At 61.9% G+C, this 23652-nt stretch carries 17 protein-coding genes; 2 read left to right on the top strand and 15 right to left on the bottom strand.

The annotated features are described in order from the left end of the window. Positions 1-8 precede the first annotated feature (8 nt). The 5 genes from ASD52_RS11015 to ASD52_RS40590 form a co-directional block, all read right to left on the bottom strand. Positions 9-980 carry an ABC transporter permease gene (locus ASD52_RS11015; protein WP_025428826.1) on the bottom strand — a complete coding sequence of 324 codons (972 nt, stop codon included), beginning with the start codon at positions 978-980 and terminating at the stop codon, positions 9-11. A 59-nt stretch (positions 981-1039) separates the two neighbouring features. Next, positions 1040-2602 carry an ABC transporter substrate-binding protein gene (locus tag ASD52_RS11010; protein ID WP_057224312.1) on the bottom strand — a complete coding sequence of 521 codons (1563 nt, stop codon included), beginning with the start codon at positions 2600-2602 and terminating at the stop codon, positions 1040-1042. A 457-nt stretch (positions 2603-3059) separates the two neighbouring features. Beyond that, positions 3060-4364, bottom strand: a complete 1305-nt coding sequence (locus ASD52_RS11005; RefSeq protein ID WP_038578260.1) for an HlyD family type I secretion periplasmic adaptor subunit — start codon at positions 4362-4364, stop codon at positions 3060-3062. A 2-nt stretch (positions 4365-4366) separates the two neighbouring features. Next, positions 4367-6118: a type I secretion system permease/ATPase gene (locus tag ASD52_RS11000; RefSeq protein WP_057224310.1), complete on the bottom strand. Its 1752-nt coding sequence runs from the start codon at positions 6116-6118 to the stop codon at positions 4367-4369. A gap of 126 nt (positions 6119-6244) precedes the next feature. Continuing rightward, a complete protein-coding gene (locus ASD52_RS40590) occupies positions 6245-12181 on the bottom strand; it encodes an Ig-like domain-containing protein (protein WP_057224308.1) in 5937 nt (1978 codons plus the stop codon). 263 nt (positions 12182-12444) lie between these two features. On the opposite strand from ASD52_RS40590, the gene ASD52_RS10990 reads away from it, so the two are divergent. Then, positions 12445-13368 (top strand): LysR substrate-binding domain-containing protein, encoded by a 924-nt coding sequence (locus ASD52_RS10990; RefSeq protein WP_057224306.1) that lies wholly within the window; start codon positions 12445-12447, stop codon positions 13366-13368. 60 nt (positions 13369-13428) lie between these two features. Here ASD52_RS10990 and ASD52_RS10985 read toward each other — a convergent pair whose 3' ends face one another. From ASD52_RS10985 to ASD52_RS10945, 9 genes are all read right to left on the bottom strand, one after another. Then, a complete protein-coding gene (locus ASD52_RS10985) occupies positions 13429-14460 on the bottom strand; it encodes a histone deacetylase family protein (protein ID WP_057224304.1) in 1032 nt (343 codons plus the stop codon). 22 nt (positions 14461-14482) lie between these two features. After that, entirely contained in the window at positions 14483-14995 is a 513-nt protein-coding gene (locus tag ASD52_RS10980) for a GNAT family N-acetyltransferase (RefSeq protein WP_057224343.1), read from the bottom strand. 61 nt (positions 14996-15056) lie between these two features. Next, positions 15057-16004 carry a 3-keto-5-aminohexanoate cleavage protein gene (locus ASD52_RS10975; RefSeq protein WP_057224303.1) on the bottom strand — a complete coding sequence of 316 codons (948 nt, stop codon included), beginning with the start codon at positions 16002-16004 and terminating at the stop codon, positions 15057-15059. A gap of 10 nt (positions 16005-16014) precedes the next feature. Further along, positions 16015-17382: an aspartate aminotransferase family protein gene (locus ASD52_RS10970; protein ID WP_057224301.1), complete on the bottom strand. Its 1368-nt coding sequence runs from the start codon at positions 17380-17382 to the stop codon at positions 16015-16017. A gap of 12 nt (positions 17383-17394) precedes the next feature. Beyond that, positions 17395-19032: a N,N-dimethylformamidase beta subunit family domain-containing protein gene (locus tag ASD52_RS10965; protein WP_057224342.1), complete on the bottom strand. Its 1638-nt coding sequence runs from the start codon at positions 19030-19032 to the stop codon at positions 17395-17397. A gap of 8 nt (positions 19033-19040) precedes the next feature. Beyond that, positions 19041-19805: an amino acid ABC transporter ATP-binding protein gene (locus ASD52_RS10960; RefSeq protein ID WP_057224299.1), complete on the bottom strand. Its 765-nt coding sequence runs from the start codon at positions 19803-19805 to the stop codon at positions 19041-19043. Continuing rightward, positions 19802-20461 (bottom strand): amino acid ABC transporter permease, encoded by a 660-nt coding sequence (locus ASD52_RS10955; protein WP_057224297.1) that lies wholly within the window; start codon positions 20459-20461, stop codon positions 19802-19804. Before ASD52_RS10955 ends, ASD52_RS10960 begins: the two co-directional genes overlap by 4 nt. Positions 20462-20474: 13 nt before the next feature. Then, positions 20475-21122 carry an amino acid ABC transporter permease gene (locus ASD52_RS10950; RefSeq protein WP_057206385.1) on the bottom strand — a complete coding sequence of 216 codons (648 nt, stop codon included), beginning with the start codon at positions 21120-21122 and terminating at the stop codon, positions 20475-20477. An 80-nt stretch (positions 21123-21202) separates the two neighbouring features. Next, the gene (locus ASD52_RS10945) at positions 21203-21985 is read right to left on the bottom strand and encodes an ABC transporter substrate-binding protein (protein WP_057224295.1); all 783 of its coding nucleotides are present in this window, start codon (positions 21983-21985) and stop codon (positions 21203-21205) included. Between the two features lie 141 nt (positions 21986-22126). Between ASD52_RS10945 and ASD52_RS10940 the strand changes: the two genes are divergently transcribed. Next, positions 22127-23086: a LysR family transcriptional regulator gene (locus ASD52_RS10940; RefSeq protein WP_057224293.1), complete on the top strand. Its 960-nt coding sequence runs from the start codon at positions 22127-22129 to the stop codon at positions 23084-23086. A 21-nt stretch (positions 23087-23107) separates the two neighbouring features. Here ASD52_RS10940 and ASD52_RS10935 read toward each other — a convergent pair whose 3' ends face one another. Continuing rightward, positions 23108-23605, bottom strand: coding sequence for an acyl-CoA thioesterase (locus ASD52_RS10935; protein WP_244497454.1), 498 nt, complete (start codon positions 23603-23605; stop codon positions 23108-23110). Positions 23606-23652 lie beyond the last annotated feature (47 nt).

Here is a 23652-nt window from a genome sequence, read left to right as displayed (position 1 = left end):
GGGCGGCCTCAGCGTGTGGCATCGCGAAGACGGGGATCGATGACCGCATAGGCGATATCGACAAGCGTGTTCAGCGTGACGAAGATGAAGGAGACGATGCACAGGTAGCCTGCCATCACCGGGATATCGAGGAAGGTCACCGCCTGAATGAACAGCATGCCCATTCCCGGCCACTGGAACACGGTTTCAGTGATCAGCGCGAAGGCGATCAGCGAGCCGACGTTCATCGCCGTCATGGTGACAACAGGCATCAGACAGTTGCGAAGCGCATGGCGGAAATTGATGCGCCACCGCGGCACGCCGCGGGCACGGGCAAACTTCACGAAATCAGAACGCAGCACTTCCATCATCTCGGCGCGCACGAGCCGCATGACGAGCGTGATCTGGTAGAGGGCAAGCGCAAAGGACGGCAGAAGCAGGGACGCACGCCCGGATGCGGTCAAGAGGCCCGTGCTCCACCAGCCGATCTGGACGACGTCGCCGCGGCCGAAGGCCGGCACTACGCCGAGCGAAACGGCAAAGACAAGGATCAGCAGGATGCCAACGACAAAGCTCGGCAGGGAAACGCCGATAATGCTGACGAATTGCAAGCCTTCCGAATACCAGCGGCCTCGATGGATCGCCGTCAGCACGCCGAGCGGAATGCCGACCAGCAGCGACAGGACCGTGGCGACCAGAGCCAGTTCGATGGTCGCCGGGAACCGTTCGGCGATCAGCGTCATCACGTCCTGACCGTTTCGGTAGCTGATGCCGAAATCGCCCTGGGCCGCGTTGACGACGAAGCGCACATACTGGGTCAGGAACGGATCGTTCAGCCCGAGCTTTTCGCGCAGTTCGAGCCGATCGGCCTGCGACATCTGTTCGTTGGCCATCAGTTCGACCGGATCGCCGGCGAAACGAAAGATCATGAAGGCCATCAGCGCGACGGCGAGCATGACCATCACGGCATTAGCCAGCCGCTTGATCAGAAAGACAATCATTGGGTTTCCCGCTCAATGAGAAACCCCGACAGAGCAGGCTCTGCCGGGGCAATGTGGACTCAATCGCCGACACGGGTCAGCCAGTGGCGCGGCTTGTTGTCGGCGCGGATGGTGACGTCGGTCACTTCCTTCGACATCGCCCATGCCATCGGCTGCTGATGCAAGGGGATCATGATGACCTGATCCTTGGCAAACTTCAGCGCTTCGGTCTCGATCGCCAATCGCTTGTCGCGATCCATTTCGACGGCGGCCTTCTTCACCATGGCGTCGAGTTCGGGATAGGACCAGCCGCCATAGTTGGCGACGCCGGCAGCACCTTCGCGGGTCGAAAGCACCTGGATCAGGATCGAGTAGGCATCGAGCGTCGGCTCGTTGGCCCAGCCGATCATAAAGGCATCGGACTTGCCGCCGGCGCGCTTCGGCGCCTGCACGGCGCGCGGACCAATGTCGAGCGTCGGCTTGAGCCCGACACGCGACAGCATCGACACGAGCGCACTGCAGACGTCTTCTTCGTTGACGCTTTCGTCGTTCATGCAGACAAGCGTGAACTCGGTGCCGACGGCGCCTGCTTCTTCCAGGAGCTTCTTAGACAGTTCCGGATCATAGGTGGTCGGCACATCCAGTTCGGCGCTGTAGCCCGGGATCTCGGGCGCAACCATGGTACCGGCCACATGCGACTTGCCGCGCATGACGCGCTTGAAGATCAGCTGACGGTCGATCGCATGATCGATCGCCTGGCGGACCTTGATGTCATTGAAGAAGTTTTCGCGGCCGTCGTTGAGCTTGTCCTTGCGGTTGAAGACCAGGTGGATCGTGCGCAGGTCGGAGCGCTCGACGACCTTGATGTTCGGATCGCTCTTCAGCCGGTCGAGATCCTGCACGGGCGCACCGTCGGTCAGGTCGATCTCGCCCGACAGGAGGGCCGCGACGCGAGTAGCAGCCGACGTGATCGGGGTGAATTCGATGCGGTCGAGATTGTGCTTCGGGGTATCCCACCAGCCGTTATTCTTGACGAGCACGGTCTTGCTGTCAGGCACGCGCGACTCAACGATGAACGGCCCGGTGCCGTTGGTGTGATAGGTGGTGTAACCCTCGACCTTGCCGCCGACATCGGTCGGCAATTCGGACTTGTTCTCGATCAGCCAGTCCTTGTCGAACATGAAGATGTTGGTCATGTCGTTCAGGAACAGCGGGCTTCGCGAATTCACCTCGATATCGACCGTGTAGTCGTCCACCTTCGTGGTGGAGACATAGGCCGGAATGTTGCCACGCAGCGGCGACGTCGGGTGGCTGACGCGAGCCATCGAGGCCATTACGTCGTCGGCGTTGAAATCCGCGCCGTTCTGGAACTTCACACCCTTGCGCAGGTGGAAACGCCAAACCTTTTCGGAGACCAACTCCCACTTGGTGGCGAGTGCCGGCTCAACGACGAAATCTGGCGTGTAGCGCGTCAGTCCCTCATAGACGTGATTGAGGAAGGCGAGGTTCGACGTGCTGCCGTAGGAATACGGGTCGAGCGAGAAGATATCCCGCGGGCTGCCCCAGCGCAGCGTTTCGGCCTGTGCCGTCGAGGCGAGAAAGGCGAATGCCAACCCCGCAAGGAGATGCTTTCTCAGTTTCATGTGGTTCCCTCTGTTTTTCCCATTCGTCGCCGTGCCGTGCCGACCCGGTCGGTCCGCGATCCCTCGATTACTGGATGGCTGACAGCGCTAGATTTGAAGTTGTCGGCTCTAATGTCAACTATTTTGTCGACAATTATGTTGGCAAGAATTAGCGATTCCGGTTTTACGGAGAAAAACCGTGCGAATTCAGCGACTTTGAAGCGGCGGCTACTTGCAATCGTGACGTGATAAAGTGGGCAACAGCCCACTTTTCAAGGTGGATTGCTGTTGAGGGAGACACAATGAGCCGGCGGCAGCATGATCTTAGCAGGCCGCATGCAGGCAGAAATCTGCGGGTTCTTGCTGCTTCATTGCGTCCAGAACACCAAAACAGCCCGCCCCGTCGCAGTCGGATGACCGGATGGAACGGACTGCTTTTCGTTAGCAACGGCCGGCGGACCGCGAATCGACGGTTGGCTCAGCTCTCGCGGAAGGCTCGGCTGACCTGATCCATCAGCGGCTTGATGAAATATGAAGCAACGCTTCGTTCCCCGGTGGTAATGAACGTCTCCACCGGCATGCCTGGCATCAGCGAGACATTGCCAAGCCGTTGGATCTCTGCCGGCGTGATCGCGATGCGCGCGACGTAGAAGCTCGCACCCGTCCGCTGGTCGACCGAAACATCGGCGGACACCCGCTCGACGGCCCCGACAATTTCCGGCGTCGTCTTCTGGCTGAAGGCGGAGAAACGCAGGATCGCCTTCTGTCCGGAATAGATCTGGTCGATGTCCTGCGGCGCGACCTTGGCCTCCACGACGAGTTTGTCGATATCCGGCACGATCATCATGATCGGCTCGCCCGGAGCGACCACACCACCGACCGTATGGACGGCGAGCTGGTGCACGATGCCGTTCTGCGGCGCGACGATATCGACCCGCTTCAGCTGGTCTTCGGCCGCCACCTTGCGCTCGACATATTCGCCGATGCGGGCATCCATTTCGCGCAGGTCGGTTCCGACCTCCTCGGCCCATTGCTCGTCGACCTGAATGATCTGCAGCGATGTCTCGGCGATCTTCTCGTGCACGCCGGCGACGCCTGCCAGCAGCCTGCCCATCTCGCCATCGATGTCGGTTGCCTGGCGCTCGAGTGCGCTGAGGCGGCTCTTTTCCATCAGCCCCTTGTCATGCAGGAAGGTGTAGCGGCCAAGCTCCTCCTTGATCAAGATCCGCTCGCGGCTACTGGCGGTGCGCTCGGCATCCATGCCGCGGATCTCGTCGTTCAGCTGCTGCACACGCCGCTCCAGTTGCCGCTTCTTGCTCTCGCGCACATCCCTGCGGCTTTCGTAAAGGCGTTGCTCGGCATGCATCATTGCAGCCACATCAGGATCCTCGGCGCGCGACAGCAATGTCTCCGGGAAAACGACACGTTCCGTACGATCGCGTTCGCTCTCCAACCGCGCCTTGCGGGCGGCGAACTGGTCCAGGCTCTTGAGGATGATCGCCAGATTGGCCTTCGTCATCGTCGCGTCGATGCGCATGACGACATCCCCCGCCTTCACGTGATCGCCGTCGCGCACCATGAGTTCGCTGACGACGCCGCCAACGGGATGCTGCACCTTCTTCAGGCTGCTTTCGACAACCACGGATCCTTGAGCGATCACCGCCCCGACGATTTCCGTACCGATCGCCCAACCGCCGAAGAGCCCGACCAGCGTGGCAAATCCGAGCACACCGACGATCAGGTGGGTGCGGATCGAACGTCTGAGTGTCTGCCAATCATCCATGTTCATGCCTTTGCTGCTTCTGCTGATTGCACCACCTTGAGCGCACCCGGATTGGCGGTTGTCTGCCTTAGAACCTTCGAGAGAACTTCGTCCTTCGGGCCGAAAGCCTGCTGGCGGCCGGCGGCAAGCATCAGCACCTTGTCGACCGCAAGCAGCGCGCTCGGGCGGTGGGCAATGACGATGACGATGCCGCCGCGTTCACGGATCCCGAGGATCGCCGACGTCAGAGCTTCCTCTCCTTCGGAATCGAGGTTTGAATTCGGCTCGTCGAGGATGACGACGAAGGGATCCCGGTAAAGGGCCCTTGCAAGCGCGATCCGTTGCTTCTGACCGGCGGAAAGCGGCCGGCCATTTTCCCCGACTTCGGTGGAATAGCCTTCCGGCAGGCTGACGATCAGATCGTGAACCCTTGCTGCGCGGGCAGCGGCGATGATGTCGTCGGACCCAGCGTCGGGGTCGAAGGAGGCAATGTTCTCGGCGATGGTGCCGTCGAGCAACTCGATCGATTGCGGCATGTAGCCGATATGGCGGGCAAGCGCTGCGGCCGGCCATTGGTCCGGCGTGGCGCCATCGAGCCGGATCGCGCCGCGCGCCGGATGCCAGATGCCGACAAGCAGACGCGCAAGCGAGCTTTTGCCGGAGCCGCTCGCACCGATGATGCCGAGCCCCGTGCCAGCCTCCAGTGTGAAGGTGACATCCCGTAACACGGCCTCTGTCGTTTCAGGCGGAAGAGCGCTGATGCGGTCGACGGAAAGAGCGCGGCTCGGTGCGGGCAGATCCATGCGATCAGGCGCATCGGGCAAAAGCGCCAGCGTCTTTTGCAGGCGTCTGCGGCTTTGGCGGGCACCGATGAAGCCCTTCCAGTTGGCGATCGCCAGATCGACCGGCGCCAGTGCCCGGGCGGACAGGATGGAGCCAGCGATGATAATGCCGGGCGTTGCCTGCTCGTTAATCACGAGCCAGGCGCCGACCGCAAGGATGCCGGACTGCAGCATCATGCGCAGCACCTTGCTCAACACGCCGAATCCCGAGGAAACATCGCTTGCGCGGCGCTGCTCACGCGTAAACGCGCGGTTCTCATCCTGCCAGCGGTGCCTCAGATGCGGGCCCATGCCCATCACCGTGATCACATCGGCATTGCGGCGGCCGCTCTCGGCCATGCGATTGCGCTTGGAAGAATGGCGCGCAGCCTCCTCGACCGGCCGCTGCGAAACGAGTTCCGTCAACAGGGTAATCGCCGCCAGAATGACAGCGCCTGCGAGTGCCGTGACACCCAGCCAGAAATGGAAGGCAAAGCAGATGGCGATATAGAACGGAAGCCAGGGGAGATCGAAGAGCGCGGTCGGCCCGCTGCCCGAGAGAAAGGCCCTGATGGTATCGAGATCGCGCAACGGCTGGGCGTAGCGACCGCTGATCGGCACCTGCAACTGCAGACCGACGATCGCATCGTAGATCCTTGGTGAAAGCGCCTGGTCGAGCCGATCGGCTATGCGCACCAATAATCGGCCACGCAGCGCGTCGAACAGGCCCTGAAACGCGTATAGCACGACAACGATGGCGAGAAGCGCAACAAGCGTCGGCAGGCTTCTGCTCGGAAGCACCCGGTCGTAGACCTCCATCATGAAGAGCGATCCGGTGAGGTAGAGCACGTTGACGACGGCACTCATCAGGCCAATGCCGACGAAGGCACTCGCACAGCCCGCAAACACACCCTTGAACTGGCTGGAATTTCTGTTGGAAGAACTGTCGCGCATGGTCCCTGATCCGTTGAGATCGCGGCGGTAGCAGGCAGGCATCACAAGGAAATGACATGCTTGAAGTGGCCGAAGCCTACGCCGCGCGAAAAAGGGGCGCACCGAATAGTGCGCCCCTCGCTTTGGTTAGGCGAAGCGGAAGTCGTCGATGACGAAGTTTTCCGTTTTCACACCGTTGAAGGTGATGGACGACCCATCGTCGAACGCGATCTGTGCACCGGCGTCACCGTCGGTGAAGGCACCGGAGGACACGAGCGCCTGGTAGTCGGCGAACATGTCCTTCGAAAGCACGACCACGTCGTCGCCCTGTGCACCCGCCTGGAAGTCCAGGACCACGTCGCGACCGTCGCCGGAGGCGAAGACGAAGGTGTCGGCACCCGCACCGCCGGTCAGCACGTCATTGCCCGTGCCGCCATTCAGCGTGTCATTGCCGGTACCACCGTTGAGCTGGTCATTGCCGGCACTGCCGCTCAGCGCGTCATTGCCAGCGCCGCCCATAAGCACGTCGTTGCCAGCACCACCCTCGACCACATCGTTGCCGTCTCCGGCGACAACGCGGTCATTGCCTGCCCCGGCATCGACCATGTCGTTGCCATCGCCCGCCAGCACCGTGTCGTTGCCGTTGCCGGCCTCGATCATGTCCTTGCGGTCAGTGGCAACCAGCGTGTCGTTGCCGTCGGTGCCTTCGACGACGTTGTACTCGGTGTAGCCGTCGATCTTGATCGAGGCGGTGCCGGTCGATTCCCCACCCTGGGCGTCACGCACGGTGTAGGTGACGGTGACCATGGCGTTCTGCTCGTCTTCCAGAGCCATAAAGGCAGAAGACGGATCGGCGACGAGCTTGCCATCGACGATCGAGAAGGCTGTAGCAGCCTGAGCATTCGTCAGTGCCAGACCGGTCACCGCCGTGACCGCAAAACCGACGAGCGTCAGCCGGTCGCCTTCGATATCGGTATCGTTGGCAACGAGGTCGAAGGTGGCGGTCTCGTTCTCGGCAACGCCGCCGGTATCGGCAACAGCCACCGGTGCATCATTGACCGGCTTGATCGTCACACTGACGGTGCTCTCGCTGCTGCCACCCTTGCCGTCGGACACAACGACGATGAAGCTGTCCGATCCGTTGACATTGGCGTTCGGAGCGTAGGTCCAGGCGCCGGTTCTGCTATCGAGTGCGACGCTGCCATTGGCGGGCCCAGCGCCCGTCTTGACGGCATAGCTCAGCGTATCGCCATCGATATCGGTTGCCGTGATCGTGCCGCTGATCGACGTATCCTCGCTCGTCTCAATGGTCAGCGACGATGCAACAGGCGCGTCGTTGACCGGCTTGACGACGAAGGTGGCGCCGGCTTCGCTCGAGCCGCCGCGACCGTCGGAGATCTGATAGTGGAAGGAGGCTTCGCCATTGAAGTTGGCGGCGGGCGTGAAGCGAATGCCACCCTCCTCGACGGTGGCGGTACCACCGACGACCGAAGTGACGCCAGTTACCTTCAACTGATCGAGATCGGCATCGCTGTCGTTGGCGAGCAGGCTCGCAAACGGGATGACGAAGGATGGCGCATCCTCATCGATCGGGGCAAGCGTGTCGGTGGCGGCAACCGGACCACGGTTGACGAGGCTGTTGGCGATCGACGCGCGGTTCATGACCGTGCCATCGGCGAAGGTAACGAGTTCGACACCGCCGCCTGCCAGTTGGCCGTTGAGGGTCAGTTTTTCGCCATTGGCGAATTCGACCTCGACGGCTTCACCGTATTTATGCAGGACGGCTTCGCCGCGGGCGATGTCGTGCAGGACGAGAACGTCGCTATCAGCAGATGCAGCGGCCGTTTCGACGATTTCGTCGGAGCCTTCGCCACGTCCGTAGACGTAAGTATCAGAACCGTCACCGCCGATCAGCACGTCGTTGCCGGCACCACCTTCGATCAGGTCGTCGCCGAGACCGCCGGCAATAATGTCGGCACCCTCGCCGCCCATCAGCACATCGTTGCCCTTGCCGCCGACAAGCCCGTCACGTCCGGCACCACCCATCAGCGTATCGTCGCCGTCGCCGCCATCGACGCGATCGTCGCCGCCGTTGCCGATGAGGGTGTCGTTGCCACCAAGACCGTAAATCGTCTCGCCGGCTTCACCACCGACCAGCATGTCACGGGTATTGGTGCCGTTGATCACCTGGCCCCCTTCGAGGCCCGATTTCAGATCGACAACCGTCAGATCGTCGAAGGACAATCCGGCATTGCCCCAGGAATAGAGGCCGAAGGTACCAGCATCGAGACCACGGTCGCCGACCGGATAGGCAAAGAGTGCCTCGTCATTGAGGAAGGCGGTGATCTTGTCGCCGACGACTTCGACGCGCAGCTTCATCGCCTGGCCCGGCTCATACTTGCCCGGAACCTGGGCAAGAATCTCCTCGACCCCGTTCTTCATGCGCACCAGGTTGAAGATGCTGCCAGCACCATTGCCAGGGCTGCGGTCGAGGATGCCATCGGCATCGAGCTCGAGCTTGTAGTAGTTCTTGTTGTCCTTGTAGCGGAACAGGAAGCCGAGGCCGTCCTTGTCAGGCGTCTGGATCGTCGCCTCGACCGCATAGTCGGTCCAGGCAAGTGCTGCCGGATCCTTGAACAAAGCATAAGTGCCGAGACGAAGGACGTTGACGCCGTCGCCAAGCGGGCTCCAGCCACGCTTCCACAGATCCGCGGCAGTTGCCCCGCTCCAAGTCAGTTCGCGGCTCGCAAGCCCCGTCGTCTGTGCCAGCTTTCCGTCGGCAAGCAGCCATTCGGAGGCCTTTCCATCAGGTCCGATGCCGCCAAGCTCGCCCTCATCGACGATGTTGAAGCGCGACAGGGACTGCGGCGACGAGAAGTCTTCGGCAACAAGGATCTTGGTGCGGTCGACAACGGTGATATCGACACGATCGGTCGAGACCGAACCGTCCACAGCCGTCACCTTGAGCAGCAGTTTGTTGACGCCGGTGTCGAGATTGACGTTGGCGGTCTTGCCATTGGCAATGACGTTGCCGGCGAGGTCCGTCCAGACGTAGTCGAGCAACTGCTTCGGACCGAACGAGCCGGAGGCGTCGAGCTTGACGGAAGCCTTGCCGTCGCCGTCGATGTCGTAGGTCCGCTGGGCGATGCCGGCCTTTGCCGTTGTGTCCGCCTTGGTGACGACGATATCATCGAAGACAGAAGCGCGCTGGCCGCTGGAATAGAGGCCGACGGTACCGCCACTAAGCGGCGCATTGGCGTCCATGACCGGTCCGGCAAAGACATTCTTGTCGCCGAGGAAGATGTTGATGGCGCCGCCGGTGACAGCCACGGTCAACGGGATTTCCATATTGTAGGGCGAACCTTCGTTCACCGATGCCAGGATGGTCTCGACGCCGTTGGCCACCTTGACCAGTTGGCGGCGGTTGGTTTCGCCATCGAGCGTGAAGCGATAGTGGTTGTTGGCGTCCTTGTAGTAGAAGAGGACGCCGATCGCGTCGTTGTCGAGCTGGGTCAACGACGCTTCGAAGACGTAGTCCGTCCAGGTGGACGAGCCTTCGCCGACGAAGACCAGCTTGTTGCGGGCGGCATCGCTTTGGTCGAAGAGCGCGGCCTCAGGTGCGGCAAGGCCAGCTGCTCCGGTCGGACGCGAGAAGACCGTTCCCTTCAACAGGAAGTTTCCGGTATTGCCGTCGGCCGCACCGATATCGGTTGCCCAGCCGTTGGCATTGCCGTCGTTGAAGGTTTCGACCAACAGAGTGCGATCGCCGCGGACAATCACGTCGACGGTGTCGCTGGTCTTGATGCCGTTGAAATCGGTGGTGGTCAGCGTCAGCTTGTGCTTGCCAAGCTCGAGCTCGGCCTTGGCGTCCTTGCCTTCGGCCACCACGTCGCCGTTCTCGTTGGTCCATACCCAGCTCTTGACGCTTGCCGGCAGCAGCGACTTGGCACCGGAAAGCGTGACATTGGCGGACGAGGCGCCCGCAGAAGCGTCAGCGATGATGTCGTCACCGGCTTCAGCCATGGCGCGTGCCGTGCCGCCGCTGACGTCGATGTTTTCGAACACTTCCTGGTGGCCACGATAATAGCCGGTCAGGCCGTCGCGATCGAGTTCGGGCTTGGTGCGGAAGCCGTCGAGGTAGTCGTCAAAGCCGGTGAAGTAGGTCTCGGTGGAAATGCGGTTGTTGTCGGGGTCGATGGTGATCAGGCGGATGGCGCCGTTACCGCCATTGTTGCCCTTGGCCTCGTTGCCATTGCCGGTGATCTCGCGCGACACGCCATTCTGGTAGTTGACCAGGAACTGGAAGACCGGCTCGCCGTACTGGTTGTAGGTGATGTCGGTCTCAGCGCCGTCGCCGAAGATGTGACCGGAGAAGGTCATGACGATGTTCGGGTAGCGGGCGAGCAGTTCGCGCGAAACATATTCGCCGTCATTGGCGCCGCGCTGGTCGGTGCGCATGCCGTAGTCGTAACCAGCACCCTCGTCGTAGAGCGGCAGGGCGAGATTGTCCTGGCGGCCGGCATAGCTCGTCAGCGAGTGGGTGGCGAGCATGACGCGATAATCGGGATGGGCCTCGATGACGTCGCCTGCCCAACGGATCACGTCGTCGCGCGGACCGAACTCGAGCGAGATCGACAGCCACTTGGTTCCATCGGGGGCCGTGAACGTGCTGTAGGTGTTGCGGGCGCTCATCAGCTCCTGATCGTAGGCGCCGCCGAAGGTACCCGGGCTGGTTTCTGCCTGCTTGTCCGGCGAGAAACGCTGGTCGAGATAGATCGACGAGTGGTCGGCAGCACTGCCGCCATTGGCCTGGTCATGGTTGCCCGGAAGCAGGGCGTAGGGGATCTTGCCGTCGAGCTTGCGAAGGGCAGCTTCGGCGATGTCCCACTGGCCGGACAGGTTGTTCTGGGTGATGTCGCCGACATGGGTCATGAAGACGATGTTGTGGCTCTGGCGATTGTCCAGCAGCCACTGCGTCATGTCGCCGAAGAAGTGCTTGATGCCATCGTTGGACGTGTAGTCCTGCGTGTCCGGGAAGACGGCGATCGTATAGGCATTCGCACCGGCGACGCGGACGCGGAAATCATCGCTGACCGCATGGCCGGCGGCGTCGGTTGCCGTCACGCGGACGTCGGAGTGACCGAGCGCTGCGAAGTCCAGCACCAGCTTGTTGCCATTGGTGAGGACGGCATTCAGCACCTCGCCCTTGCTGTTCTGGACGGTGAAGGTCAGGTTTTCACCGGAGAAATGCTGCGACAGGTCGAGCGTCACATTGGCCGCGTCCGGCGTAACCATCATGTCCTTGATGGTAGTGGTCTTGACGACGGAGCCCGGGTTCGGCGTCGTGTCCTGGCCGACGGCCGGAATGCCCGCCGTTGCCGGCGTCGTTGTCGACACGGTGGTGCCTTGGCCGCTCAAGGAACCCTGGCCGAATGCCGGCGTAGTCGAGCCTTCGCCGAAACGGAACTCGGTGCCGTTGGACGACAGCGCATCAGTCTTCAGCGCATCAGGAACGATGCCCTCCGGCTTGGCATTGCCGAGCGCCGACAGTTCCGTACCCGTGAGCACCTTTTCGATGAAGAGGAAGTTGCTGAGATAGCCGGAAGACGTTTCGCCGTCTTCGTCGGCAAAGATCAGGAAACCCTTGGCCTTGTCGATGGTGAAGCGGGCGGCAAGCGTGCCGGTCATCTTCTGTTCGGCCACGAACTCGCCGTTGATGTATTTCTTCATCGAGACGCCGCCGCTGGCGTCTTTGTCGATCGTCAGGCCAATTCGGTTCCAGGCATCGAGCTTGGCGGTGCCGCGATAGTCGCTGTTGATGCCGAGGCCGAAGCTCTCGCCGCCAACCTTGCCGAAGATATCGCCATCAGACGTGTTGGTGACATCCGTCTGCAGGAATGGGATCCAGCCGCTGGAGCCAGCCGACGGGAAGTAGGCGTCGTAGATCAGGCTGTAGGACGAAACATTGCCCGTGCCGCCGGGCGACACGAGAATGCCCTGCTGGGCCTGCACACGCGGGATATTCAGGAGCCAATCGGACGAAGATTGGATCGGAGTCGCAAGCGAATTGGGGGAGGAAGTCATGTCGGCTTTCTCTCTAAAGGTGAACGGGATCGGCTCTTGGCCGTGCGTCACCGTTAGCCGCCACGCTTACCGCGCAGATGACAGTTGCTTAACAAAACGTAAAACGGTCATAGCGTTTTCCGATGGCTGCCATCGGTTTCACCCCACCTCGGGGGGGCCAATCGGTGTGGTAACCGCCGGTGTCATGTGCCTGTCAGCTTTTCCGACAATGATGCGCGCGCGGCTCCAACAGGCCATGCCCGCGGGCAACAGAACCGGAAGCAATGTCGATCACTCAATTGAAAGCGTTTCACATCGTCGCCCAGTCCGGCGGCTTCTCCCAGGCTGCCCGCGACATGGCGATCAGCCAGTCCACATTGTCCCAGCATGTGCGGGACCTGGAGGCTTTATGCGGGCAGAACCTGCTAGATCGAAAGGCGCGCGGCGTCAGCCTCAGCGCCCATGGCGAGCGCCTGTTCGAAATCACCTCGCGCCTGTTTCAAGCAGAGAAGGAAGCCAACGCCTTCCTGCGCGGCGAGGCCGGCACGACTGGCGGTCATCTGCGTGTTGCCGCCGACGGCCCCATCCTGGCGCTACCGATCCTTTCGCGGTTGAAGATCGATCGACCAAAACTGACATTCTCCCTAGCCGTCGATAATTCCGCCCGTGTGATCGACCAGATCATCGACTATCGCGCCGATGTCGCAATCACCGCGCAGATCCCCGACGACCCGCGCCTCCATGGCGTCCGTTTTCTGAGCATGCGCCTCGGCCTCTGCGTGCCGGCATCCCATCCGCTGGCATCGCGCGACGGCGTCACCATGAAGGAACTCGAAGGTCTCTCCTTCGTCATGCGCGAGCGCGGCTCGCGCACCCGCGAGATCTTCGAGAAGAATCTCGCCGACCACTCCATCTCGATCCACCAGATCGTCGAGATCTCTTCCCGCGAAGGCGTGCGCGAAGCAATTGCCAATGGCGTCGGCTGCGGCGTCGTTGCCGATCTCGAATTCGGCCATGACATCAGGCTCTCGTTCGTGCCGATCGACGACGCGAGAGAGATCATCGACGAGTACGCGATCTGCCTGGCGGAGCGCCGTCATCTGCCGCTGATCCGCGGCTTCCTCGATGAGGCGAGCCGCCTGTTGCCCGAAGTGGGCGACACGTTCAGAACGCCATTGCCTATTCAGAAAGCGATACCAAAACAATAGTTTCTGCGTCTTTCCTAACACAATAGATTATAGCTTCCGTTCGTTGACGTAACGGCAGCCTCAGAGCTTGGCCGTCGCGCCGAAGCCCGTGAGGAAAGACGTCAGATTGTCGGACAGCGCATCGCAGAGATAGCCGCCCTCCTGAACGATGGCCGTCGGCAAGCCCAAACCGGCGATCGCCGCGCCGATCCTTGCGAAGCCTGATGTCGAGACCGACAAGCCACCGAAGGGATCGCCCTCGAACGCATCGAGCCCGAGCGCCACGACAAGCGCGTCCGGCGCGTAGGCGCGGATCCGGCGGAAGGCGACGTCGAGGGCTGCGAGGAAATCGGCGTCGCCGGACTTGCGCTCGAGCGGCAGATTGAGGTTGTAGCCAAGGCCCGGCCCCTCGCCGCGTTCGTCCGCATGTCCCCAGAAAAAGGGATAGAAGCGCACCGGATCCGCATGGATCGAGACCGTCAGCACATCGGAGCGCTGATAGAATATGCCCTGCGTGCCGTTGCCGTGATGCAGATCGATATCGAGGATCACGACGCGCGCCGCGTTCGACAGAAAACGCTGCGCCGCAACGGCGGAGTTATTAAGGAAGCAGAAACCGCCAGCAACGTCTGCAAAGGCATGATGACCGGGTGGGCGGCAGAGCGCATAGGCGGCGCGATCCCCAGCCAGCACCGCATCTGCCGCATCGACCGCGCTCCAGGCGCTCCAGCGCACGCTCTCCCAGGTTTCGCCGGAGATCGGGCATGCGGTGTCTGCCATGTGATATCCGGCCTGCCCTACTGCGGAAGCCGGGTATCGGCCATCGCGGGCCAGCGGGTGGATGTTCGGTATCACCTCGTCCGAGGCTTCGGCGATGCGCTGCCAGCGCGCGTAGATATGCTCGAGAAAGTCGAGATATTCGGGCGTGTGCACGGCGGCAATCGGGGCGAGCCCGTGGTCGCGCGGCCGAACGACGGAGCATCCGGCGTCACGGGCGCCGATCAGGAGCCTTTCAACCCGTTCGGGCTGCTCCGGGTTAGGCTGCGGCGCCCCGCTCGAAAGGAAAGCCTTCGGGTCGTGTCGCTTCTGTTCCTGTGCGTAGAAGGCTTTCATGCTCTCTCCCGTTCCTGCGTCATCAAGCTTTCAGTCCCTCGGTGAGTGCCACAAAGGCCTCGCCATAGGCGGCATGAGCGCGATCTTTCGTCTGCCAGGTAATGCCGAGCCGCTGGTAAAGGCGCTGCGCCGGCTCGTTCTCCACATCGACTTCCAGCCGCAGGTAGTCCCCGCCCCGCGCCCTCGACCACGAGGCCACTTCCCGCAGCAGGCGCTCGCCGATACCGAGGCCGCGGAAGCGATCGCCGACATACAGATCCTGCACGAAGACACCGGGCCGGCCGCGCCAGGTCGAGAAGATCGGAAAGAACAGGCAAAGGCCGGCAAATTCTCGATCCACCTCGGCAATCAAACTACCGAAGGCAGCAGCGGGACCGAAACCGAAGCGGCTGAAGTCCTCGACCGTGCAGGTGACCTTGCCGACCATATCGAGCCCGCGGCCCATCGCCTGGATCGCGCCGTGCATCGCCTTGGCGTCCTCAACCTCACCGGGGCGAATGCGGATGCCCGCGATCTTTCTTTGCGTTGTCGTCACTTCCGTCCCCTTTGCTGCCGATGAGCCGATGGCATCGATGACGCGCCTCTTGCCAGCGGCGTCAGAATGCCACCTGATCTCCGCCTTTGAGGCCGAGAAGATCACGTGCTTCCTTAGGGGTGGCAACCTCCAGCGACAAGGCGTCGAGAACGGTGCGGATGCGCAGAACCTGTTCGGCATTGCTGGTCGCAAGTTGCCCGCGGCCATTGTAAAGGCTGTCCTCCAGCCCCACCCGCACATTGCCGCCCATCGCAGCCGCCATAGTGATCATCGGCATCTGGTGCCGGCCGGCGGCCAGCACCGAGAACGAATAGTCGTCACCGAAAAGCTTGTCGGCGATGCGCTTCATATGCGTCAGGTTCTCCGGATCGGCGCCGATGCCGCCGAGAATGCCAAAGACGAACTGAATGAACAGATGACCGGAGACCAGACCGCGGTCGCGGAAATGCGCCAGCGAATAGAGATGGCCGACATCGTAGCATTCGAATTCGAACCGTGTGCCGCATCCCTGACCGAGCCGGGTGAGGATGAACTCCATGTCGGCAAAGGTGTTCTTGAAGATCGAGCTGCGCGTCGCCTCCAGCAGCTCCGGCTCCCAATCGTGTTTCCACGCCACTGGCTTGTCGAGCGCCGGAAACAGGGCGAAGTTCATGGACCCCATGTTCAGCGAGCACATTTCCGGCTCGGCCCGCAAGGACGCCGCCAAGCGGTCCTCCAGCGCCATCAGCGACGAGCCGCCGGTCGATATGTTGACGATGGCGTCGGTCGACTGCTTGATCCGCGGCAGAAACTGCATGAACAGCGAAGGGTCGGCCGAAGGCCGGCCGTCCACGGGATTTCGCGCATGCAGGTGCAGGATCGAGGCGCCGGCCTCCGCCGCAGCGATTGCTTCCGAAGCGATCTGGTCCGGCGTGATCGGCAAATGGGGTGACATGGTCGGCGTGTGCACCGAGCCCGTCACCGCACAGGTGATGATGACCTTCCTGCGCGACGTCTTGGTTTTCGTCATAATGTCGATCTCAACGGTTGTCGGGAAGATTGAGTTCGGCGGCAAGTTGCTCGAGCACATCGCCGAGAATAGCGACGATCTCGCCGATCTGCTCTCTGGTGATGATCATCGGCGGGCAGACCAGAAAATGATCGCCTTCGACGCCGCCGCGTGTCCGCCGCGAATAGATGATCAGTCCACGCTCATAGGCGAGATCAACGACCCGCTGATGTGCGTTCAATTCCTTCGGCAAGGGCTTCATCGTCTCACGATCAGAAACGAACTCGGCGGCAAGCAACAGACCCTTGCCGCGCACATCGCCAATAAACGGGAACCGCTCGGAAAGCGCGACCAGCTCGGCCTTGAGCGCGTCGCCCATGACGGCTGCATTGTCGATCAGGCCGAGCCGATCGATCTCGTCCAGCACCGCAAGCCCGGCAGCGCAGGCGAGCGGATTGCCGGCATAAGTGAAACCATGCTGGAAACCGCCGGCGTCGAGCACCGGCTGCACCAGCCTCGATGGTGCTGCCATGGCGCCCAGCGGGCAATAGCCTGAGGCAAAGCCTTTCGACAGCGCGATCAGGTCCGGCTTGCAATCCCAATGGTCGCCGCCAAGGAATTTTCCGGTACGACCGGCTCCGCTCATGACCTCGTCATGGATCAAGAGGATACCGTACTTGTCGCAGATTTCGCGGATGCGCTTGTAATAGCTGTCGGGTGCGACCAGGGCGCCGGTCGAGGCGCCGCCGATCGGCTCCATGATGAAGGCAAGCACGCTATCAGGGCCTTCGGACTGGATCCTGTCCTCCAGCATGTCGGCATATTTAATGCCGCGTTGCTCCATCGAGAGATTGTCGCGGTCGAGATAGGCTGTTGGAGCCGGCACTTTCGGCATTTCCCGCATCATCGGCGAGAACGGATCGGAGAGCGCCGCATAGCCGGTGACCGCCAGTGCGCCGAGCGTGCCGCCGTGGTAGGACGGAAACCGCGAAATCACCTTCCAACGGTCCTTCTGGCCGGTCGCAACCGCCCATTGGCGGGCGAGCTTCAGGCAGGATTCGACCGCTTCGGACCCGCCGGAGACGAAGAAGATCTTGTCCATGCCTTCGGGCAGCTTTTCGGCGGCGCGGCGGGCCAGTTCTTCCGCCGGTTCGTTTTCGAAGTGAAGACGATAGGCAAAGGTCACGCGATCCATCTGTCGCTTCATTGCCTCGAGCACGTTGCGATTGCCGTGGCCGATATTGACCACCATCGCACCGCTGGAGCCGTCGATCACTCGGCGGCCATCCTGATCCCAGAGATAGATGCCCTCGGCCCGGTCGACCAGCGGCCGGCGGAGACGCGACTGGTAGAACAGGTGTGAAGCGGGCCGTTCATTGGAAGCTGTCGTCTTGAGCATGTCGGGTCTCTGTCAGCGTTTGAGGTAACGGTTAAGAACATTGGCGGTGACGCGTTCGACCATCGCGTCGCCGCGCATCAGGGCGGCAACCCATTCGCAGCTGCCGGCGTGGAACACCTCGCCCTTGCCGCGTGGGAAATTGACGATCATGCCACAGCCGCGCTTGACGCGATCGACTGCCGCCTCTCCGGTATCGCCGATCAGTGTTTCCGCCACGAACTTAGCGTCCGCGTCGGAGAGGAACTGATCGTCGGCGGGTATATCGGCGCTCTCTTCCTTCAGCGATGACATGCCGAGCGCCAGGATTTCCAGACCATCCGGGGCGCCGCTGTCTTGCGTCGGCTCCGGCAGACCGCCGCGGATGATGTAGTCGAGGCCGTCGACCTCATAACCGAAGGCATGACCTTCGGCGCCGAGGATGTCGCCATAGTAGATACCGGTTCCGGCAAATGCCCAATGCTCCGGACGATAGACCGGAAACCCGCGGGCGCCGCGCGGCGCACAACCGCCCCAGCCGACATAGAGCCCGCGCGTGGCATTGAGCCCGAAGGTCGAAGCGCCGGGGCGGCCGATCTCTGCCGCCTCCCAGGAGCCGGACGTGCGCGTCTGATCGGCGGAACGGTAGGCCGGGTCCTCGGCACGCGAGCGATATTTGTAGCATACCTGCCGCTTGCCGCCGTCCTCCAGCCGCGTCTGCCACATGAAATTGCCGGCAAAGCGGGCGGCGTGGCCGCCCCGCTCGACATAGGTGTCGACCGCGTCGCGCATCTCCCAGGTCCAATATTCGTCGTGACCAACGAAGACGACGCAATCGTAGCCGTCGAGAATTTCCGGATTGAAATGCAATTCATGCTGGGTGGCGAGATCGACAGCATAACCTTCGCGCTCGGCCCAGCGGAAGAAATGACTGTCATAGCTTGCCCAGCCGGACGAGGCATATTTCTTGGAATAGCCGTTGGCATAGGCCCATTCCATGTGCGGGTAGCGTGGCGCCACTGCCATCGGAGAATAGATCTCCAGCGGCACCCGAGGCGCATCGATTGGGAGCTGGACGAAGCCGCGGCAGAACGGCCGCTCGATGCTGACAGTCGTTGCATATTGGTCGCGATTTGGACCGGTGATCCCCTGATAATGGTTCGATCCACCCCAGGTGTTGTAAGACGTCCAGGATCCTGTCGCCGCCACCTGCAGTGCGCGGCCCGGCTTGCGGCCGGCCTCGGGGCGCACGATAAACAGATGGTGACAGCGAATGGGCGAACGGTCGCGGCCCTCAGCCGTCAAGGTGACGCGATAGGCACCGGACGACCAGTCCGCGCCCACCTGGAATTCAAGCGTCGTCTCCCAGCCGCAGCCGACCACCGAGCATTGGTCCGGCGTATCCTGCCAGCGGGCGGCAATGCCGCTTCGCTTCATGACCGGTGTTTCGACGGCGCCGTCGCGTACGATCTCCAGTTCGAAGAGGGCTGCGGTCGAACTCACCTGAAGCCGGACCGTTGCACCGGGCGGGTAGGCATAGGCGTCGGTGTAGCACCAGATTTCGCCGCGCTCGCCATCCATCCCGGGGTATTCGAAGTAGTGGCCGAGCACCGCTTCGCGGCGCTGCTCAGGTGTCAGGCCGAAATCGGGGAATTGGTTGCTGGTCATCTTCATCGCATCCATCACGCCGCCAGATATTTCTTGAGGAAAGCCCGCGTGCGGTCCTGTTTCGGTTCGCGGAAAATCTCGGCTGGCGCACCCTGCTCGACGACGACACCGCCATCCATGAACAGCACGCGGTCGGCGACCTCGCCGGCAAAGCGCATCTCATGCGTGACGATCAGCATCGTCATGTGCTCGGCGGCGAGTTGCTTCATCACCGCATTGACCTCGTCGACGAGTTCGGGGTCGAGCGCCGAGGTCGCCTCGTCAAAAAGCATGACCTTCGGCTGCATCGCGAGTGCCCGGGCGATGGCGACACGTTGCTTCTGGCCGCCTGACAGCCGCGAGGGATAGGCGTCGACCTTCTCCGCCAGCCCGACCTTCGACAGAAGCTCGACCGCCAGCTCACGTGCAGCCGCCTTAGCCATGCCCTTCAGGATAATCGGTCCCATCGTGACGTTTTCGATCACCGTCAGGTGCGGGAAGAGATTGAAGTGCTGGAACACCATGCCCATCTGCTGGCGCACCGCGTTGATGTGGCGCTCGAAGGCCTGGCCGCGCAGGCTCTGGTTGACCTGGACGCCGTCGAGCCACACCTCGCCGCCGTTCAGCGTTTCGAGATGATTGATCGAACGCAGCAGCGTGCTCTTGCCGGAGCCGCTCGGGCCGATGATCGCAACGATCTGCCCCCGGGCAACCGACAAGTCTATGCCCTTCAGGACTTGAAGCTCGCCATAGGCCTTGCGAGCACTCTTGACTTCGACCATGGGTCGCTGGGCGGTCATCGTGATACCTCCACGTTCTGTTCGACCCGGCGCAGACCCGCTTCGAGCACGAGGTTTAGGATGTAATAGAGTGCGGCGACCGTGATGTAGAATTCGAACGGCCGGAAGGTTTCGCTGATCGCCAGCTGCGCAGCATGAACCAGCTCGGCAATGCCGATGATCGACACCAGCGAGGACTCCTTCAACAGCACGATCAGGTTGTTGCCCATGGCCGGAATGGTGTTGCGCACGGCCTGCGGCACGACGAAGTAGCGCAGCGTCTGAAAACGGCCGAAACCGAGGCTGCGCGCGCCTTCTGTCTGCCCGACATCCACTGCCACGATCCCGGCGCGCAGAATGTCGGCGTTATAGACGGCAAAGTGCAGGCCGAGACCGATGATGCCGGCGACAAGTGCCGGGATCTTGAACCCCAGTTGCCCCAGCCCGTAGTAGATCAGGAACAGTTGTAACAGCAGCGGTGTGCCCATGAAGAGCCACATGAAGGCGCGCACCGGCAAGGCCACCGCCTTCGGCGCATAGAGAACAACCAGGGCAAAAACGACGCCGAAGATGAAGCTGATGGCCGCTGCGGAGACAGTAAGGACGACAGTCCACCAGACCCCCATCCAGAGGATATCGGCATAGGGCGGGACGACGCTGAAATCGAGACCTTGCATGCGCGCCTCCCCCTCAGGCTATGGCGTAGCGTCGGTCAAGCAGATCGACGATCCGCGCGACGACATAGACGATGAGCATGTAGAGCACGGCGGCAACGCCGAAGATCTCGAACGGCTTGTAGGTCGAGCCGATGTAGCGTTGGGCCGTGTAGGTGAGTTCGACAACGGATATCGTCGATACCAGCGCCGATCCCTTCACCAGAGCCACGGCGTTGACGCCGAGCGGGCGGATCATCAACCGTGCGGCCTGCGGCAGCACCACCTTGCGCATCGTCTGGAACCGGCTGAAGCCGATCGAGCGGGCAGCTTCGGTCTGGCCGCGGTCGACCGACTGGATCGCGCCGCGGATGGCTTCGGCCATATAGGCGCCGATATTGAGCCCAAGCCCGATCACGCCGGCGGCGAACGGCTCGAGATTGATGCCGATCTGCGGCCCGCCGAAATAGAGGACGAAAAGCTGGATCAGGCAGGGCGTGCCGCGAAACAGGCTGACATAGGCAGAACCAAAGACGCGCAAAGGCCAAGAGCGCGACATCTTCGCCGCCGCCACGAGGAAGGCGACGACAAGCCCAAGCGCCAGCGAAAGCGCCGATATCTCGATCGTTATCCACGCCGCTTCCACGAAGAACGGGAAGACGCGCTGCACCAGCGAAAAGTCCATTGGAAAACTCCGGGGGGAGAACGCGACGATCTCCGGCCGCTGCCGTCAATGGGCGGCCGGAGACGGGTAGAAGCCAGCGATCAGCGGATGTCGCTGCCGACCCATTCCATCGAAATCTTCTCGTAGGAGCCGTCCGCCAGCATATCCTCGAGCGCCTTCTGCATAGCAGCCTTCAGCTCCGGATTGTTCTTGCGGATGGCAATACCGATGGCGACGCTGCCGCCTTCGATGTCAGGCGTTTCCAGACGGCGAACCTTCTCACCGGTTTCCTTGACGGCCACCATGACCGGAATGTTGTCGACGACGATCGCATCGACCCGGCCGCTCTTCAGTTCCATCATCAGCTCGGGCAGGCCCTTGTAGGTGCGCACGTCCCAGCCACCTTGCTCACGGGCCCATTTCTCATGGGTTTCGCCGAGCGTGACGCCGAGCGTCTTGCCCTTGAGTTCGTCGAGCTTCTGGACGGCGGAGGCTTCGGCGACGAACACCGCGCGGCCGGCGTGATAGTACGGGCCGACGAAATCGACGACCTTCTCGCGCTCGGGCGTGATGGTCATGGAGCCGACGACGGTATCGTATTTGTTGGCGAGCAGACCTGCGATGATGCCGTCCCAGGCGGTCGTCACCAGGGTACCCTTGACGCCGACGCGCTCTGCAATCGCCTGGCCGATCGAGGCATCGAAGCCGACAACCTGGTTCTGTTCATTGACGAAGTTGAAGGGCGGATACTGCCCGCTCATCGCGATCTTCAGTTCACCCGCAGACTTCACCGCTTCGAGGTCGTCAGCGCGCACCGAAACGGCGGAGAAGGTTGCGGCCATGGTGAGCGTAGCGGCCAAAAGGCCGGAGAAAATGGTCTTCATGAAATGTTCCTTGCTCCTCTGGATGAATGCGCCTTCTCGTGCGCTTGGGACGGGCATCGAGGCGCTTTGCGAATTTCATGATTGCCTTTGCATCAGCATTGCGCAAATAGATAATGGGAATGGAGGGCATAGATTTCAGGAATGGTCACACCTCGATCCGAACGGCTCGTCTGGGAGCTCGACTGGAACCTTCTGCGCACTTTCGTGGTGATCGCCGAGGTCAAAAGCATCACGCGCGCGGCAGAACGGCTGAACCTGAAACAGCCAAGCGTCAGCAACGCGTTGAAGCGGTTGGAAGACCGGGTCGGGCGTCGGCTCGTCGAGCGGGACGCGACGCGTTTCGACCTGACGGAGGTCGGCCAACTTCTCTACGAGCAGGCGGTCGAGGTCTTCGGAACCATATCCCAGTTGCCGCAACTGGTGCGCGGGGTCAGCGACGACGTGACCGGGCATGTGACGATCGCCGTCGCCAGCCATGTGGTATCGCCGATCTTTGATCGGGCGCTGATGGAGTTTCATCGCAACTATCCGCGCGCGACGCTGAACATCTCGGTTGCTGCAAGCGGCGAAGTCACCCGCCAGGTGCGGGAGAAACGCGCATCCTTCGGCCTCTGCCTCGTCAGCGTCCGCGACCCGGCACTCGACTACCTCTTGGTCTTTCGCGAGTTCTTCGGCTTCTTCTGCGGTCCACACCATCGGCTGTTCGGCAGGCAAGGATTGAAACTCGCTGACCTCAAGGGTGAGACTTCGGTGTCGTTCCACACCGACCATATCGCCGATGCATTGCGGCCCGTTGCGCTGCTGCGTAGCGAGGCCAAGCTCAATGCCAACGTGGTTGGCGTTTCGTCAAGCCTTGAAGAAGTTCGCCGGATGATTGTCGCGGGCCTCGGCGTCGGTCCCTTGCCGCTGCATGTGGCACGCCGTGACGTGGCCGATGGTGTGTTGTGGCGGCTGCCACCCTATGAAGCACCGCCGGCGATCGACATCTTCCTGCTGACGAACCCCGACAAGGCCTTGAACCGTGCAGAAAAGGCACTGCTTGCCGGGCTGCAGATGTTAATCGCCGAAACCCCGGTCGAAGAGCGGATCTATGCGGACTGACGACGGACCGCGGGCGGCAGATCACGCTTGAAGCAAAGCCTCCGCACGGGCGCGGGCCGTCGGCTCCAGCGCCATTGCCGTGCGCGCCGAAAGATCGAAGCGAACGGTCACCGTTCGGTTGACGGCGTGAACAACGTCATCGAGTGTGCCTGACATGATCTGCTCGAAGGTCACGGACGAACGGCCCAGCTTGACCACCCGCGAGCGAATGGTGATGAGGGTGCCGGCCTTCGTCTCGTGTTTGTATTCCACTTCCGACCGCACGTCGGCCCAGCCCCTGCCCGGCTCGCCTTCAACCTCGATCCCGGCAATATGGCCAAGCAGCTGGAAGCTGGCATCATCGAACATCGCCGCATAGTGGCGAACGTTCATGTGCCCCATAGTGTCGCACATCCACGGATGCGCAACGCCGACATAGGTGGTCAAAGGCTGGCTTGGCATCGATGGACCCCGCTGATGGATATGCCTGGACAGAACGGCTGAGAGATAGCGGATGACGAAGCCGCCTGTCCATGCCATGCGCTGATCGATGCTCCGGCAATCAGCTCTGACGCGTAACGAAATAT

Origin of the sequence: Ensifer sp. Root142 (genome assembly GCF_001426785.1) — a bacterium.
In the GTDB taxonomy this organism is placed as follows: domain Bacteria; phylum Pseudomonadota; class Alphaproteobacteria; order Rhizobiales; family Rhizobiaceae; genus Ensifer; species Ensifer canadensis.
The sequence above is the reverse complement of the archived record's forward strand: the minus strand, read 5'-3'. Positions and strand labels throughout refer to the sequence as shown.

What these genes read in the sequence shown, in the direction of transcription:
- ASD52_RS11015 (WP_025428826.1), bottom strand. Translation starts at nt 980, where the DNA reads ATGATTGTCTTTCTGATCAAGCGGCTGGCTAATGCCGTGATGGTCATG.
- ASD52_RS11010 (WP_057224312.1), bottom strand. Translation starts at nt 2,602, where the DNA reads ATGAAACTGAGAAAGCATCTCCTTGCGGGGTTGGCATTCGCCTTTCTC.
- ASD52_RS11005 (WP_038578260.1), bottom strand. Translation starts at nt 4,364, where the DNA reads ATGGATGATTGGCAGACACTCAGACGTTCGATCCGCACCCACCTGATC.
- ASD52_RS11000 (WP_057224310.1), bottom strand. Translation starts at nt 6,118, where the DNA reads ATGCGCGACAGTTCTTCCAACAGAAATTCCAGCCAGTTCAAGGGTGTG.
- ASD52_RS40590 (WP_057224308.1), bottom strand. Translation starts at nt 12,181, where the DNA reads ATGACTTCCTCCCCCAATTCGCTTGCGACTCCGATCCAATCTTCGTCC.
- ASD52_RS10990 (WP_057224306.1), top strand. Translation starts at nt 12,445, where the DNA reads ATGTCGATCACTCAATTGAAAGCGTTTCACATCGTCGCCCAGTCCGGC.
- ASD52_RS10985 (WP_057224304.1), bottom strand. Translation starts at nt 14,460, where the DNA reads ATGAAAGCCTTCTACGCACAGGAACAGAAGCGACACGACCCGAAGGCT.
- ASD52_RS10975 (WP_057224303.1), bottom strand. Translation starts at nt 16,004, where the DNA reads ATGACGAAAACCAAGACGTCGCGCAGGAAGGTCATCATCACCTGTGCG.
- ASD52_RS10970 (WP_057224301.1), bottom strand. Translation starts at nt 17,382, where the DNA reads ATGCTCAAGACGACAGCTTCCAATGAACGGCCCGCTTCACACCTGTTC.
- ASD52_RS10965 (WP_057224342.1), bottom strand. Translation starts at nt 19,032, where the DNA reads ATGAAGATGACCAGCAACCAATTCCCCGATTTCGGCCTGACACCTGAG.
- ASD52_RS10960 (WP_057224299.1), bottom strand. Translation starts at nt 19,805, where the DNA reads ATGACCGCCCAGCGACCCATGGTCGAAGTCAAGAGTGCTCGCAAGGCC.
- ASD52_RS10955 (WP_057224297.1), bottom strand. Translation starts at nt 20,461, where the DNA reads ATGCAAGGTCTCGATTTCAGCGTCGTCCCGCCCTATGCCGATATCCTC.
- ASD52_RS10950 (WP_057206385.1), bottom strand. Translation starts at nt 21,122, where the DNA reads ATGGACTTTTCGCTGGTGCAGCGCGTCTTCCCGTTCTTCGTGGAAGCG.
- ASD52_RS10945 (WP_057224295.1), bottom strand. Translation starts at nt 21,985, where the DNA reads ATGAAGACCATTTTCTCCGGCCTTTTGGCCGCTACGCTCACCATGGCC.
- ASD52_RS10940 (WP_057224293.1), top strand. Translation starts at nt 22,127, where the DNA reads ATGGTCACACCTCGATCCGAACGGCTCGTCTGGGAGCTCGACTGGAAC.
- ASD52_RS10935 (WP_244497454.1), bottom strand. Translation starts at nt 23,605, where the DNA reads ATGGCATGGACAGGCGGCTTCGTCATCCGCTATCTCTCAGCCGTTCTG.